Consider the following 14,650-nt stretch of genomic DNA (forward strand, 5'->3'; position numbering starts at 1 on the left):
AGCAGGCGCCCTAGCCGGTCTCTTTCAGATGCAGACTTTGCTGCTTCGACGCCAGATCGGCAAGGATCGGGCAATCGGGGCGGTGGTCACCCGCGCAGGCATCGACCAAGGTTGCGAGGGTCGCGCGCATTTCGATCAGCTCCGCGATCTTGTCGTCAATCCGGCTTAGATGCTCCTCAGCGATCTGCTTGACCTCGGCACTCTCGCGGTCGGTATCCTCATATAGCTTGATCAAGCCGCGACAATCTTCGATGCTGAAGCCAAGCGCGCGGGCGCGGCCAAGGAACGCCAGCTTGTGCACATCGCTGGCGTGGAACATGCGATAGCCGTTGGCGCTTCGCAGGGGTTTCACGAGGCCGATATCCTCGTAGTAGCGGATCGTTTTGGCGGGCAGGCCCGACCGGGTGGCGACATCTCCGATATTCATTCTAAGCTCCTCATTCGGCGGCTGCAGGGGAAAGAGCGGCGCTGGCGCTGGCCTCTGCGGTTTCCTTCATGGCGGGGCGGACCCGGCGCAAGCGCAGCGCATTGGTCACCACGAAGACCGAACTGAGTGCCATCGCACCGGCCGCCAGAACCGGCGACAACAGCAGGCCGAACGCAGGATAGAGAACGCCTGCCGCAACCGGGATCAGCGCCACATTATAGCCAAACGCCCAGAACAGGTTCTGGCGGATGTTGCGCATCGTGCGGGTCGAGACCTCGAACGCGTTGACGACACCGCGCAGATCGCCCGACATCAGCACCACGTCAGCGGATTCGATGGCGACATCGGTACCGGTGCCGATGGCGATACCGACATCGGCATGGGCCAGCGCCGGCGCGTCGTTGATCCCGTCCCCTACGAAGGCGACCGCCTTGCCACCTGCGCGCAATTCATCGAGCGCAGCAACTTTGCCATCGGGAAGAACGCCCGCAATGACGTGGTCGATGCCGGTCTCGCGCGCGATGGCCTCGGCCGTCTCGCGCTTGTCGCCGGTGATCATCGCCACCTTCAGCCCCAGATCGTGCAGCGCCCGGATCGCGGCGGCGCTGGACGGTTTGACCGGGTCTGAAACCGCGATGACAGCGGCAACCCGTCCGTCGATGGCAGCAAAAAGCGCGGTGCGGCCCCGGTTGGCGAGGTCCGTCTCGGCATCTGTCAGCGGGCCCGGGTCCAGCCCTTCGCGCGCCATCAGGCGGTCGGCCCCGATCAGAACGTCGCGCCCCGCGACCTGCGCGCGCACGCCGTAGCCGGTGATCGACTCAAAGCCATCGACCGTGTGGCGCGCCGCGCCCTCGGCCTCGGCGGCCCTGACAATCGCCTCGGCGATGGGATGTTCGGACTGCGCCTCGACCGCTGCCACCAGCGCCAGAACCTCGGCGCGCCCGAACCCGCCGGCCAGCACCATATCGGTCAGTTCCGGGCGTCCCTCGGTCACGGTGCCGGTCTTGTCCACGGCCACCACGCCGACGCCGGTCAATTGTTGCAGCGCGTCGCCCTTGCGGAACAACACGCCCATTTCGGCGGCGCGTCCGGTGCCGACCATGATCGAGGTCGGCGTGGCGAGGCCCATCGCGCAGGGGCAGGCAATGATCAGCACCGACACGCCCGCCACCAGCGCATAGGAGAGCGCCGGGGATGGGCCGAGGATCAGCCAGACCAGCACCGTCAGCGCGGCCAGCGCCATAACGGCGGGCACGAACCACAGCGTGATCCGGTCGACCATGCCCTGAATCGGCAGTTTCGCGCCTTGCGCCTCTTCGACCATGCGGATGATCTGCGCCAGCGTCGTGTCAGCCCCGACGCGGGTCGCGCGGAACTGGAAACTGCCGGTGCCGTTGACGGTGCCGCCGGTGACGGGATCGCCCTCGGACTTGGCGACGGGCACAGGCTCGCCGGTGATCATGCTTTCATCTACATGGGCGCTGCCTTGGGTCACCTCGCCATCCACCGCAATACGCTCGCCGGGACGCACGAGAAGGATAGCCCCCGTGCTGATCTGCTCGATCGGAACATCCTGCGCCTCACCATCCACCAGAACCCGCGCGGTGCGGGCCTGAAGCCCCAGCAGCTTCTGGATCGCTGCGCCGGTGCGGCCCTTGGCGCGGGCCTCCATCCAGCGGCCCAGAAGGATCAGCACCACGATCACCGCCGCTGCCTCGAAATAGACTGCACGCGCGGCTTCGGGCAGCAGAGTCGGTGCGAAAAGCGCGACAAGCGAATAGAGATACGCCGCCGAGGTGCCAACGGCGACCAGACTGTTCATGTCAGGCGCGCCCTTGAAAAGCGCCGGAAAACCCTTGGTATAGAAGGCGCGGCCGGGCCAGGCCAGAACCACGGTGGTCAGCAAGAACTGGATCATCCAGCTGGCCTCGTGCCCGATGGTGCGCCCGATCAGATCATGCGCACCCGGCACGACATGCGCGCCCATCTCCAGCAGGAAAACCGGCAGCGCCAGCACGGCGGCAAGCAGGGTCTTGCGGGCCAGAGCGCGGGCCTCCTCGGTCTTGCGCGTGCTCGCGTCCTCCTGGGCCGCGGCATCCGCCGGGGTCGCCGGATAGCCCGCTTCCCTTGCGGCGCGCAGCAAATCGTCCAGACTGACCGCGCCCTCTGCATAGGTCACGGTGGCTGTTTCCGATGCGAGGTTCACGTTCACGTCCCAAACACCCGGCACCGCCGCCAGCGCCTTGTCGACGCGCCCCACGCAGGAGGCGCAGGTCATCGACGCTATGTTCAGCCGCACCGTCTGGCTGCGCGCGGGATAGCCGGCCGTGTCCAGCGCGGCCACGATTTCGGCCACCCGCTCCGGCGCATCAACCTGCGCCTGAACGGTCTCGCTGGCGAGGTTCACGCTGACATCGCTGACGCCCGGAACGGCCATCAGCGAGCGCTCGACGCGCCCGACACAGGACGCGCAGGACATGTTCTGAACCGACAGCCGGACGGATTGTGAAACTGACATGGGAAACTCCTGCAAGTACTTCCTCATTGAGATAAGGGTTCCGCCTGCTGGAAGGTCAATAGGTCAGGTAAATTCTTTTGGCCATAACATTCAACCCTTGACCTTCCTGTGCGGGAACGCCCCATCTGTCAGGCGATGCAAAGGAGACTCCCATGACCAGATTTGATGTTCCTGAAATGAGCTGTGGACACTGCACCGCAACGATCGAAAAGGCGATCAAGGCGATAGACCCAACTGCAAAAGTGACCTGCGATACCGGCACGCGCAAGGTCGACGTCGAAAGTGTCCTGAACGAGCGCGCCCTGACCGAGGCGATCCGCAACGCCGGATATGACGTCAAGACGGTCGCGACGATCTGAAACCAGACTGGCGCCCGAACCTACGGGCGCCAGTCCAGCGTTGTCAGTTTCGCACTCGCTCATTCGCCGTCGCGAGCTTGATCGACCAGTGCCTCCAGCTGATTTTGCTCGACGAAGCCGGGGACAAGATTGTCGCCGATCACAAATGATGGCGTGCCGTTGAAACCCAAAGCCTGTGCCAGCCGCATAGATTCGTCGATATGATCCTGCACATCTGATGCCTCCATGTCGGACCGCAGCCTGGCGATATCGAGGCCGATCTCTTCGGCAACACGCAAGACCGAAGCTTCCCCTGCGGGTTCATCCATCTCCATCAGAGCCCAGTGCAAGTCATCGTATTTGTCTTGTTCACGTGCCGCCAGAGCTGCCTTGGCGGCAAAGATTGATCCCTCGCTCAGTATCGGCCACTCGCGAAAGACGAGCCGGACATTCGGGTCCGCCTCGATCAATCCTTCCACTTCGGACATGGCCTTGCGGCAATAGGGGCAGTTGTAGTCGAAAAACTCCACGACCGTGACATCGCCATTGGGGTTGCCCAGCACCGGCGCATTCGGGTCCTGTTCCAGTAGTTGGCGCTGGTTCTTCAAAACGTCTGCCCCTGCCTGTGCCTGAGCCGCGGACCGCTCTTGTTCGAGAATCTGCACTGCTTCCATTACAATCTGCGGGTTCTCCCGGATTGCCTCAAGTGCCAGCTCCTTGACGCGCTCCTCGCTCAGCTCCTGAGCGAGGACGGGAAATGGGGCTAAAAAGATGCCCAGAATAAACGTGGTAGGTCGAAGTAATTGCATGGTCAGTTTCCTTGTTGCTGGCGCTCTGCGTCGCTGCGAGCAGCCTGGACCTCCAGCTGTCGGTCAGGCCAAGTGGATTTGATGAAGGCGAGGATGTTTCGAATCTGAGGGTTCGTGAGTTGATCGCCGAATCCGGGCATGCCGCTTGTAAAATCCACTCCCTGACGGGCAAGAGCTGCCTTCCCGCCCAGTTTGGTGTAGTCGAAGAGAACGCTGTTGGAATGGTGCCAGGTATGGCCCGTTTCATTATGCGGCGGCGCGGGGAAAATGCCTTCCGGGCCAGCCGATCGCCAATCGGGCTGCCCTTCGAGATTGGCCCCGTGACAAGCCGCACAATAATCTTGGTACAGCCGGTCCCCCTCGGCGAGATCGAAGGGTTGCCCAGGCGTGGACGTCAAAGTCTGCCCTGTCGCAATTGCCCAAACACCGGCGGTGCCACCCAAAGTGAGGATCACCAGCCCACCGAGGATCACAGTTTTTCCCATCATGTCACTTTCAGCCAGGTCATCATGCCCGATGCCGCATGGCTGAGCACGTGACAATGAAACAGCCAATCGCCGGGGGCGTCTGCGACAAACGCTATTGTGCGTGTTTCGCCACCGAACATCAGGCTCGTGTCGCGGAAGGGGCCGAGGCCGCCATCCTTGCCGATTTCGCGGAAATGCAATCCGTGCAGATGCATCGCATGAGGGAACGAAGTGTCGTTGTAGATCTGCAATTTAACCGTTTCGCCGCGAGATACCTCGACAAGTGGCGTGTCGGTCATGCCAATCGTTCCGTTGAAGGCCCAGAATTCGTTCGCCTCCACCAACTGGCGAAAGCTCTTTCGTTCGCCGTTCAGGATCGCAGCATCCAGCGTGCCCATCGCGCCGCCTTGCATGTTCAGCCGTGCCGTCACGGCGCTGTCGATGCCGGGTATTTCCATCCGCGGATTCCGGGGCAGTGGGGCAGGGGCTTCGCAGCGGGCGACGGCGGCCCGTCCGATGACAGGAAAAGCCACTTGCGAGATGCCTTCTTGATCTTCAATGCGCACGAGATGGGCGGTCTCATTCGCTGCGGCAGTCACGTCCACGATCAGATCCGCCCGCTGACCGGGGCCGAGGATCAGGGTCTCTGCCAAAGGCTTGGGCTGCGCCAGCGGCATCCCGTCGAGCGCGATCGTCCATCCCTCCATTCCCGCCAGTGCCAGCTCGAATATCCGGGCATTGGCCGCATTGATGAGCCGCAGGCGCAAGCGCTCGTTTTGGCGCACGTCGAGCGAGAGGTCGTGGCGTCCATTGGTGGCGATGAAATTGCCGCGGCGGCCCGCGTGGCTTCGATCATGGCGCGAGGTGAAATCTGGATCAATTTGAGCAGTTTCAGGGTCGAGAAGCCAATCGTCGAGGATCAGCACCTGCTCGCGGTCCACATCCGGCGGCTCGGACTCTTCGACGATCAACGCGCCATACAGACCGCGCGCCACCTGCTCGGCGGATCGATTATGCGCGTGATACCAGTAGGTTCCGGCATCCGGCACGACGAAATCATAGTCAAAGTTCTGCCCCGGTTCCACGGCGGGTTGCGTCAACCCCGCTACGCCGTCCATCGCGTTGTCAATTCGGATGCCGTGCCAGTGGATGGAACTGGCCTGCGGCAACTCGTTCACAAACGAGCGTTGCAGGCGCGCACCTTGAGCGAGCCGCAATTCAGAGCCGGGCATCGCGCCGCCGTATCCCCATATTCCGGTTTCAGGATAAGGGCTTGGCGCAAGCTGGATGCTTGCCTTGCGCGCCTTGATCTGTGCAAATCGCGGCGTCGCTGCATGAAGTGACGTCGGCAAAGCAAGACCCGCAGTGGCGGCTACACCCGTCAGGAGAAAGTTTCGTCTTGTCGGCATGGAGCATCCTGTCATTCGGTCGGGAGTTCCGGAAGCGCGTCGCGGCCGTGCATGAATCACGGCGTCTATCGCTCGCCAATCTCCTAATCCGGTTCGGACTTGTCATCCGGTCTCGTCGCGCATGAGACAATGTGAGAGGTTCAAAAAATTCCGTTCTCTTTCTGGAGCGCGCGAATGTATCGCGCGATCAATTTCACATCACCATCGGTCACCCCCTTGACCGGCGGCATGTCCCCGAAACGCCAGTGATGCGCGCGCACGCCATTCTTGGCCGCCAGCACAAACGCCTTGTCGGAATGGTGGTTGGGTTCGTAGGTCTTGTGTACGAGTGGCGGCGCGACGCCGTTCTTACCAGCTGCATTGGTGCCATGGCATTCGGCGCATTTCGCCTCGTAGGCGCGCTTGCCCATTTGTGCATCGGTCGTCAATTGTGTCGGCAGCGACACCTCTACAATGGGGGCGCCTTGACCCAGATCGCTCGTATCCGGTGGCACCATTGAGTGCCCAATGCCTTGCGGGGTTTGTTGAGTCATATTCCAATAGACGACGCCACCGCCCAGAACGAAAAAAGCTATGATAGCTAAAAATGTCTTATTCATTTGCCCTCTGTTTCAGATGAGTTTTACCTGGGTTCCCACCGGCGTTCTGTCGAACACTTCGATGATCTGCTCGTTATAGAGGCCAATGCACCCGCTTGATGATTTGCGCCCGATCTTGCGCGTGTCTCCGGTACCGTGAATCCGATAGTATTTCCAACTCAGATGCATCGCCCGAACACCGAGCGGGTTTTTCGGCCCGGCCGGGACATATTTTGGCAAAGTCGGGTCGCGTTTCAGCATGGACGGCGTGGGCGCCCAGTCCGGAGCATCGTCCTTGTAGACGATTTCACTATACCCCCGCCGTGTGAGTTCGTCGGTCATCGGTACCGAGGTCGGATAGATGCGCATCTCTCCATCTGCCGTCCAGTGCTGGAGAACGCGTGTCGTAGTGTCCGACAACAGGATGCCCTTGCCGAGGCTGTCGAAATGATCCCGCCAGTCATGCAGCAGAAAAGACGACATGTTCCTGCGAACCGGTGCAACCTCCTGCGCGCTCAATATCGATGGTGCTGCCAGGGCGACAAGGCCGCCGGACGAGGCGAACAGAAAGGCCCGCCGAGCGATCGTTTTGTTAGATGCTGCACACATGAGTTGCCCCCTTTCGGTTCTTTTCCCTCTGGTGATACCGGATAAACCACCTTCCACCACTGGAGGGTCAAGAGTTGCGCAGGTGACAAGACAGTGAACTTTGTATCGGTTTGTAACATTGACCTTCCCGTGGTGGAATCTCGTAAGCGTCGCAGGGGCACGATGGAGATTCGAATCATATGGAGATTGGAATCATGAAGATAATTGAAACGCGGGAAAGACGTCAAACGTCCGATATGATCATGAAATATGGAATGTGTGCCTGCTGCGTGATCATGGTTGCGCCGGTTATCTTGTATTTTGCCGAGGGTGGATTCTCCGGCGGCATGCTGAACAGCGCCATCGTGTTTGCGCTCTTGCTTGTCTGTCTCGGGGCTCATTTCGCAATGCATCGCTTGATGGGAAAATCCTGCCACGGCGCAGCGAAGGGTGAAGAAGCTGTGACTGCGAAAACTCAGATACCGATTGGTCAGACAGTTGCTCCTGAGTAAGCGACAATTGGGTTTCACCCTTCGCTTCCATACTGTCGCTCCTTTGGTTTTCGTGGCACTTGGTGCCTGTTCTCAAACTTTCGGGACATGCAATCAGGGCGTTGCCAATACACTGTCGACTCGTGGCCCGTCATCCCAACTTTCGGAGGGATGCACGGCGCAAGAGACCAACGCGAATGGAGTGTCAGTAGTGGTGTGTGCTGACGGTCGCGAAGGGTTTATGGTTGTGCCTTCTGCAGAGCTTTGACCGCAGGTCGATATGGGCAGTTTGAAAAATGGAAATAAACTGATGGATGCCGATATGAAGCAAGCTCAGCCGCGGGTGCGCCTTCCTGTGTTCACTTGGCTGTTTCTGGCTCTTGGGCTGATCTTGCCTATGCAGGGGGTAGGGGCTGCAAGTTCCGACATTTTCTCCAGCACATCCGTTTCCGCCCAACTTATCTCGGCCGAGAATGGGGTCGGACCGGATACAGGCTCGATCTCGGCTGGGTTGCATCTCAAGCTCGGGAAGGGTTGGAAAACCTACTGGAAATCACCGGGCGAGGTGGGCATTCCGCCATCGATCGACTGGACTGGGTCGGAAAACATTGAGGATGTCGATTTTCTCTGGCCCGCGCCCGAAAGATTTGACGCGTTCGGGATCGAGAATTTCGGCTATCACGACGAGGTAGTGTTTCCGCTGCGGATCACGCTTGCGCAGCCTGGTGAGCCGGTAGGATTGGCGGCAAGTGTGAACGTGTTGGTTTGCTCCACGGTGTGCATTCCGCAGGATTTCAAACTGCAATTGAAGCTACCCCGGGCCAGCGGAATCGATAAGAACGCCGCAACCCTGATTTCCGCCTATGCAGACAAGGTGCCCGACAACGGCGCGACCAGCGGTATCTCGGTCGAAACGGCCCATCTGAGCCGCGACATGACCGCGCTGACTGTAACCGCCCGCAGCGTTCGCCCTTTCAACCGTCCGGACGTGTTTCCCATATTGGGCGATGGCACGGCCTTCGGTCAGCCAGATATCCGACTGGGTGACGGTGGCCGTTTGCTATGGGCCCGCCTGCCTATACTGGCGGCAGCCGACGATCCGCAGCAGTTGAGCGTTACGGTGACAGATGGCGATCGCGCAGCAACCTTCGCACCTGTTTTGACAGACGCCGCCGTCCCACCACCCTTCACTCTGGAGCGCGCGGGGCCCGGGTTGGCCGATCTTGCCTGGATCGCTGCGATCGCCTTTCTGGGCGGTCTCATCCTCAACGTGATGCCTTGTGTCCTTCCGGTGTTGTCGATCAAACTTGCCTCTGCGATGCAGGCGCGTGAACAGTCGCGTGTCCGCGTTCGGGCGGGATTTGCCGTCTCAGCCCTCGGAGTACTGGCGTTCATGTGGGTTCTTGCGGCCGGAACGCTGGTCGCGCGGGGATTTGGCTTGACCGTGGGCTGGGGGCTGCAATTCCAGAACCCCGCTTTTCTGACGCTCATGGCCGTCATTCTGGTTGTATTTTCTGCAAACCTTTTCGGCGCGTTCGAGATTGCCCTTCCCTCGTCGATGCAGACGCGGCTGGCCAGGGCGGGCGGCGGGCGCGGCTATGGCGGGGATTTCGCCACAGGAGCTTTTGCGGCCATTCTTGCCACGCCCTGTTCGGCACCGTTTCTGGGCACGGCCGTTGCCTTTGCGCTGGCTGGGCGGCCCGTCGATATAGCGGTGATTTTCACGGCGCTCGGGCTTGGGCTGGCGTTGCCGTATCTCATCGTCGCGACCTTTCCCGGCATGATCGGACGGCTTCCAAGGCCGGGCCGATGGATGATCTGGCTGAAACTGGTGCTAGGGCTTGCTCTGGCGGCGACGGCTGTCTGGCTCTTTTGGGTGCTAAATGGCGTGGCCGGCATATGGTCGGCGTCATCAGGTGCGGGGGTGAGTGCAATCATCGTCGCACTTCTGTCCTTGCGCCGCGGGTCTGTGGTTTTGCGGGGATCAGCGGTGATGATCTTGGCTGGGGTCGCTCTGGTGCTTACCAGCTTTCTATCGCAAAGCGATGTGCCGACAAACCGCGTCGCCACAGACTGGACCGCCTTCGAAAGATCCGCGATCGCCAGACACGTCTCGCGAGGCGAGGTGGTATTCGTCGACGTAACCGCCGATTGGTGCCTGACCTGCAAGGCCAACAAGGCGCTGGTGCTGGACCGCGAGCCTGTCGTCTCGGCCCTGCGCGCGCCGGGTGTGATCGCGATGCAGGCGGACTGGACGCGGCCAGACGAGGCCATTTCTCGCTACCTCGAGAGCTTTGGCCGCTACGGGATTCCATTCAACGCAATCTATGGGCCGGGCGCGCCGGAAGGTATCGTCCTGCCTGAGTTGCTGACAGCACAGGGGGTGTTGGAGGCCTTGCAGGACGCGGCGAGGGTGCGCGTAGAGGCAAAGCGATGAGCCACTTCAATCACTCTTTGCACGACCTGACAATCTGGCTTTTGGGTGGGCGAATCGATGTAGGCAAACGTCTTGCAATACCTCTCGCCGAGGACGTTTCCCGACCCTTCGTCATCTGCAGTCGGAACGAGATGGCCGCTGTGACAACTGCCCGCCAGATCGGACCCTCGGCTACGGCACTTGGGATCGACACATCCGCCACCTGCGCTGCGACAAGGATTACCATTCCTGTCGGTTTTTGAGCGCTGGCGCTTGGGCTCGTTTCGACCAGTTTTGCTTATTTCGGTATCTCGATCGCACTCAAGGCCCTGAATGAAAATGCTTATCCTCTGGTGGACAGCATCGTATGTCACCCATCGTTGCGAGTACGCTGGGAATTTAGACTTTCGGAGAAATGTCGGCGAAGGGCGTAATCTATGGCGGCGGTCTGTTGCTGGCAGCCGGGTTTCTGCTGACGCCGGTGAGTATCATGTACCTGCCGCCAGCGCGGTCACGGCGAACACTATCGCTCCCCATTTTGTCCTCTGATATTCTTCACTCTCGATTAATTGGGCTTTTCCCATGGCGGTGGTCGAAGGGAGCGCGCCGATCCGCATCGCCGCGCCCCATGTTGCGTCACTTCATCTGGGTCACTGTCAGCTTGCCGTCGATGCGATCCGCGACAAATTCGATCTCCTGACCTTCCGACATGCCAGCAATCATCGCCTCATCGGCGCGGAACACCATTGTCATCGCGGGCATGTCGAGGCCGACCAGCGGGCCATGAATGATGGTCACCTTGCCCGCCTTGGCGTCTATCTTCTTGATCGTGCCAGTGGTGTATTCCACATCCGCCTGCGCCATTTTATCGCCCACGATGATCGGCCCTTGCATGCCGGATTCGTAATGGCCGGGGATCAGGCAGGCGAATTCGAATGTGCCTGCGTTGGCAAAGGTCCAGACCACTTCGCCGGACGCGCCCGCGTCCAGACGGACGGAATTGGGATCGTCATGCTCCATGTCCATCCTGGCCATGAGTTCCTTGTGCTTGGCATTGCCGTCAGCCGTGTCGAGCACGAATTCATGCTCAAGCGCGCCCTCATTCGTGATGTTGAAGCGGATCGTTTCGCCCTTGACAAACGTCATCTCGCGGGGGGCAAACAGCATTTCGCCGTCGTCGGTCTCGCTCATCGTCACGTCGATGGTCCGGTCGATCGATGCCGCATCGCCCGGCATCCCGATCGGCATTGCAGGCATGTCGCCATCGTGGCCACCGTCGTGGCTGCCCGACGCGAACGCCGGAGCGGTGAGAGTGAATGCCAGTGCAGTTGTCAGAAGGAGGTTTTTCATCAGTTTTTCCTGTGATTTCAAAATGGAAGAGAGCAGAAGAGCAGATCAGCCCTTCGAGGTTGGCTTGGGGGTAATCACGGTTTTCGGGCTGTTGTTGGAGGCAAATTCGGGCAACTCGCCCGTCCATTCATAGGCCTGCTCACCCGGAGGGTTCTCATACCAGCCGGGGTCGGAATAATCGTCCGCATCGATGCCGTCCCGGACCTTTACGACCGAAAACATGCCGCCCATCTCGATCGGGCCATAAGGCCCCCAGCCGGTCATCATCGGGACGGTATTGTCGGGCAGCGGCATTTCCATCTTGCCCATGTCGGCCATTCCAGCCGTGCCCATCGGCATGTATTCGGGCTGGAACTGGCGGATCTTCCGGGTCAGCGGCTTCTTGTCGACGCCGATGAAAGTCGGCACATCGTGGCCCATCGCATTCATCGTGTGGTGCGATTTGTGGCAATGGATCGCCCAGTCGCCGAGATGGTCGGCGGTGAACTCGTAGGCGCGCATGGCGCCCACGGGGATGTCGATGCTGACCTCGGGCCATTGCGCGGCCTCCGGCACCCAGCCGCCATCGGTGCAGGTGACCTTGAAGTCGTAGCCGTGCATGTGGATCGGGTGGTTCGTCATCGTCAGGTTGCCGACGCGCACGCGCACCCGGTCGCCCTTGTTCACGACCAGAGGGTCGATGTCGGGGAAGATCCGGCTGTTCCAGGTCCACAGATTGAAATCCGTCATCGTCATGATGCGCGGCACATATGTCCCGGGATCAATGTCGAAGGCGTTCAGCATGATCAGGAAATCGCGGTCCACCGGCATGAAGGTCGGGTCCTTCGGATGGACCACGAACATGCCCATCATTCCCATCGCCATCTGCACCATCTCATCGGCGTGCGGGTGATACATGAAGGTGCCGGATTTGATCAGGTCGAACTCGTAGACATAGGTTTTGCCCGGTGGGATGCCCGGATGGCTGAGCCCGCCGACACCGTCCATGCCAGACGGCAGGATCATGCCATGCCAGTGAACGGTCGTGTGTTCAGGCAGCCTGTTGGTCACATAGATGCGCACCCGGTCGCCTTCGACCGCCTCGATCGTCGGCCCGGTCGACTGGCCGTTATAACCCCACAGATGCGCGATCATGCCATCGGCCAGCTCGCGTTCTACGGGTTCGGCAACGAGGTGGAATTCCTTGATGCCGTTGTTCATCCGGTGCGGCAGGGTCCAGCCGTTGAGCGTGACGACCGGATTATAATCCGGCCCAGAGGATGGGCGCGGCGTGATCGCCGTGGCGGCGCTGTCCATCTGGGCGGCTTCGGGCAGGCCCATATTCGTGGTCTTGCCCCATGCCTGCGAGGACACCAGTGCGGCCCCTGCGGCGCCGGCCCCGAGTAGTTGACGTCTGTTCATCATGTCATCGTCCTTTCAGTGTCCTGCGCCGCCACCGGCGGCAAGTGTCGCACCCTCTCCAACGGCACCGCCGCTGCCTGCGCCGCCGCCATAGATCGCGGCGGTCAGATCAGCCTGAGCCATGAAGAATTCACGTCTTGCATTGGCAGATTCCAGCGATGCGGCGAGCTTCTCGCGAACGTCCGCCAGCAGCTCGAACGTGCTGGTGATCATGCCGTTGTAGGACAGCAGGCCCTCCTCCTCGACGGTGTTGCGCAGTGGCACCAGAACGTCGCGGTAGTGCCGCGCGATCTTGTAGGAGGCGTGATAGGCAGCCTCTGCGCCGCGTGCTTCGGAGCGCACATTGACGGCCTTTTCGGCAAGGACGTTGGCCGCCTGCAGATAGGCCAGCTCTGCCTTGCGCATCCGCGCCTCGCCGGTGTCGTAGATCGGAATGGCGAACTCCAATTCCAGCTGCGGGGTGGTTTCGGTGCTCGTCCCGCCATCCTCTGCCTCGCGCTCGGCCTCAAAGCCGGCGATGAGTTCGAGGTCTGTCACCAGCCGGGTCTGGTCAGTCAGTCCGAACGCCGCCGCCTGCGCCTCAAGACCCAGCTTTGCCACGCGCAGATCGAACCGATTTTGCAATGCCTTGGCCTCGACATTGGTGATCCGACGGGCAGAACGCGGCAATGCGGGCAAGGCATCGGGCACGTAGTAGTCCACGTCGGCCCCCCAAAGCCCCATCAGCCGCGTCAGGTCTTCCTTGGCGCGTATCGCATTCAGCCGCGCCTGCGCCAGTTGCCCCGCCAATTCGGCGTTGAAAGCCTGCTCTCGCGCCTGCCCGGCCTTGTTCAGTGCGCCGGTTTCCCCCAGCTTGCGCGCCAGTTCGGACCCCGCATCCGAGGTCGCTTTGGCGCGCTTGAGATAGCTGACCGTCTCAAAGGCGGCGACGGCATTGATCCATGCCTGCCGTGTCTGGTTGGCCAGCGTCAGCGTGTCATTCGCCGCCGTCAATTGCGCGGTGCGGAAATTCACATCCGCCAAGGCGACCCGCTGCTTGCGCGTTGTTGCGTCCAGAATGTTCGCGCGGAACAGTCCTTCGATCGCCCGGTAAGCACCGAGTTCAGGCGCACCGATCCCCAGGACGCCGATCGACACAATGGGGTTCACTGGCGTCGCCTGCTGCCATGCTTCGGCGGCGGACAGGCCCACATTCGCATAGGACGCCTGCAGTCCTTTGTTGTTGAGAAGGGCGGCCTGAACGGCGGTATCGGCCGAAATCGTCTTGCCCTGCACCATGCCCTGCACCTCACGGGCCAATGCGTCGTTCTGGGCCTGTGTTTGCGCGAACGCGGTGCGCTTGCCGATGGCGGCCGAGGTCTGGCCCGACACTGTGGCAAAGCCTGCGTTGGGATCGGTGTAGGCGCCCGGAATGGCGGTGGCGCAGGCGCCGAGGACCAACGGGAAACCAAAAATAACTGGGAGGCTCTTGAAGCGCATCAATTGCCCTCCGACTGTTCTTGGTTGACGGATCGCCAATCGCGCGGGCCGGTGGGGCCGCGATAAATGTATCCTGCCAGCGGGTCCTGATATTTGACTGGCGAGGATACTGCCGTGTTGGTGACCGCCTGCTGCGCCGTCACGTCAGGCAGCGGTGCAGGCGCGTTGGCACATGCGCCAAGCGCGAGGGCCGAAGCCCCCATAGATAAAAGGATTTTCATGATGATAACCTGATGATGGACGTCGAGTTCACGCACGGTCATGCGCAAAGCGAAAAACCCGCTAAGGGCTTTGGGTCAGATCAGGTATAATGGGGGCCGCAAAAAACCGGTCGGTTCAATCGAGTCCGGCTGGGCGAGTACCATCAGGTATTTGTCAC

Annotated in this window: 14 protein-coding genes; 3 read left to right on the top strand and 11 right to left on the bottom strand. The window is 61.0% G+C overall.

What is annotated here, in order from left to right; all coding sequences use genetic code 11:
• Positions 1 to 10: 10 nt before the first annotated feature.
• Both cueR and FGD77_RS00875 read right to left on the bottom strand, forming a co-directional pair.
• Entirely contained in the window at positions 11 to 427 is a 417-nt protein-coding gene (gene cueR, locus FGD77_RS00870; RefSeq protein ID WP_108693197.1) for a Cu(I)-responsive transcriptional regulator, read from the bottom strand.
• A 10-nt stretch (positions 428 to 437) separates the two neighbouring features.
• Positions 438 to 2,945, bottom strand: a complete 2,508-nt coding sequence (locus FGD77_RS00875; protein WP_108693196.1) for a heavy metal translocating P-type ATPase — start codon at positions 2,943 to 2,945, stop codon at positions 438 to 440.
• Positions 2,946 to 3,097: 152 nt separating this feature from the next.
• On the opposite strand from FGD77_RS00875, the gene FGD77_RS00880 reads away from it, so the two are divergent.
• Positions 3,098 to 3,304, top strand: a complete 207-nt coding sequence (locus tag FGD77_RS00880; protein WP_108693195.1) for a heavy-metal-associated domain-containing protein — start codon at positions 3,098 to 3,100, stop codon at positions 3,302 to 3,304.
• 59 nt (positions 3,305 to 3,363) lie between these two features.
• Here the strand turns inward: FGD77_RS00880 and FGD77_RS00885 are convergent, their stop codons facing one another.
• The 5 genes from FGD77_RS00885 to FGD77_RS00905 all read right to left on the bottom strand — a co-directional run bounded on the left by FGD77_RS00885 (position 3,364) and on the right by FGD77_RS00905 (position 7,155).
• Positions 3,364 to 4,092, bottom strand: coding sequence for a DsbA family protein (locus FGD77_RS00885; protein ID WP_108693194.1), 729 nt, complete (start codon positions 4,090 to 4,092; stop codon positions 3,364 to 3,366).
• Positions 4,093 to 4,094: 2 nt separating this feature from the next.
• A complete protein-coding gene (locus FGD77_RS00890) occupies positions 4,095 to 4,580 on the bottom strand; it encodes a cytochrome c (RefSeq protein ID WP_108693193.1) in 486 nt (161 codons plus the stop codon).
• Positions 4,577 to 5,968 (bottom strand): multicopper oxidase family protein, encoded by a 1,392-nt coding sequence (locus FGD77_RS00895; RefSeq protein WP_108693192.1) that lies wholly within the window; start codon positions 5,966 to 5,968, stop codon positions 4,577 to 4,579. The genes FGD77_RS00890 and FGD77_RS00895 overlap by 4 nt, the downstream gene beginning before the upstream one ends.
• A gap of 140 nt (positions 5,969 to 6,108) precedes the next feature.
• Positions 6,109 to 6,567, bottom strand: coding sequence for a cytochrome c (locus FGD77_RS00900; protein ID WP_108693191.1), 459 nt, complete (start codon positions 6,565 to 6,567; stop codon positions 6,109 to 6,111).
• Between the two features lie 12 nt (positions 6,568 to 6,579).
• Positions 6,580 to 7,155 (bottom strand): L,D-transpeptidase, encoded by a 576-nt coding sequence (locus FGD77_RS00905; protein WP_108693190.1) that lies wholly within the window; start codon positions 7,153 to 7,155, stop codon positions 6,580 to 6,582.
• 194 nt (positions 7,156 to 7,349) lie between these two features.
• Here FGD77_RS00905 and FGD77_RS00910 point away from each other — a divergent pair, with 194 nt between their 5' ends.
• Both FGD77_RS00910 and FGD77_RS00915 read left to right on the top strand, forming a co-directional pair.
• Positions 7,350 to 7,646: a DUF2933 domain-containing protein gene (locus FGD77_RS00910; protein WP_165802933.1), complete on the top strand. Its 297-nt coding sequence runs from the start codon at positions 7,350 to 7,352 to the stop codon at positions 7,644 to 7,646.
• A 289-nt stretch (positions 7,647 to 7,935) separates the two neighbouring features.
• A complete protein-coding gene (locus FGD77_RS00915) occupies positions 7,936 to 10,062 on the top strand; it encodes a protein-disulfide reductase DsbD (RefSeq protein ID WP_255005590.1) in 2,127 nt (708 codons plus the stop codon).
• Positions 10,063 to 10,677: 615 nt separating this feature from the next.
• Here FGD77_RS00915 and FGD77_RS00920 read toward each other — a convergent pair.
• The 4 genes from FGD77_RS00920 to FGD77_RS00935 are packed head-to-tail and all read right to left on the bottom strand — an operon-like array spanning position 10,678 to position 14,534.
• Entirely contained in the window at positions 10,678 to 11,391 is a 714-nt protein-coding gene (locus tag FGD77_RS00920) for a copper-binding protein (protein ID WP_108693188.1), read from the bottom strand.
• Between the two features lie 45 nt (positions 11,392 to 11,436).
• Positions 11,437 to 12,795: a multicopper oxidase family protein gene (locus tag FGD77_RS00925; RefSeq protein ID WP_108693187.1), complete on the bottom strand. Its 1,359-nt coding sequence runs from the start codon at positions 12,793 to 12,795 to the stop codon at positions 11,437 to 11,439.
• 12 nt (positions 12,796 to 12,807) lie between these two features.
• Positions 12,808 to 14,271, bottom strand: a complete 1,464-nt coding sequence (locus tag FGD77_RS00930; RefSeq protein WP_108693186.1) for a TolC family protein — start codon at positions 14,269 to 14,271, stop codon at positions 12,808 to 12,810.
• Positions 14,271 to 14,534, bottom strand: a complete 264-nt coding sequence (locus FGD77_RS00935; protein WP_108693185.1) for a hypothetical protein — start codon at positions 14,532 to 14,534, stop codon at positions 14,271 to 14,273. Before FGD77_RS00935 ends, FGD77_RS00930 begins: the two co-directional genes overlap by 1 nt.
• Positions 14,535 to 14,650 lie beyond the last annotated feature (116 nt).

The organism is Roseovarius sp. M141, assembly GCF_024355225.1.
GTDB lineage: Bacteria > Pseudomonadota > Alphaproteobacteria > Rhodobacterales > Rhodobacteraceae > Roseovarius.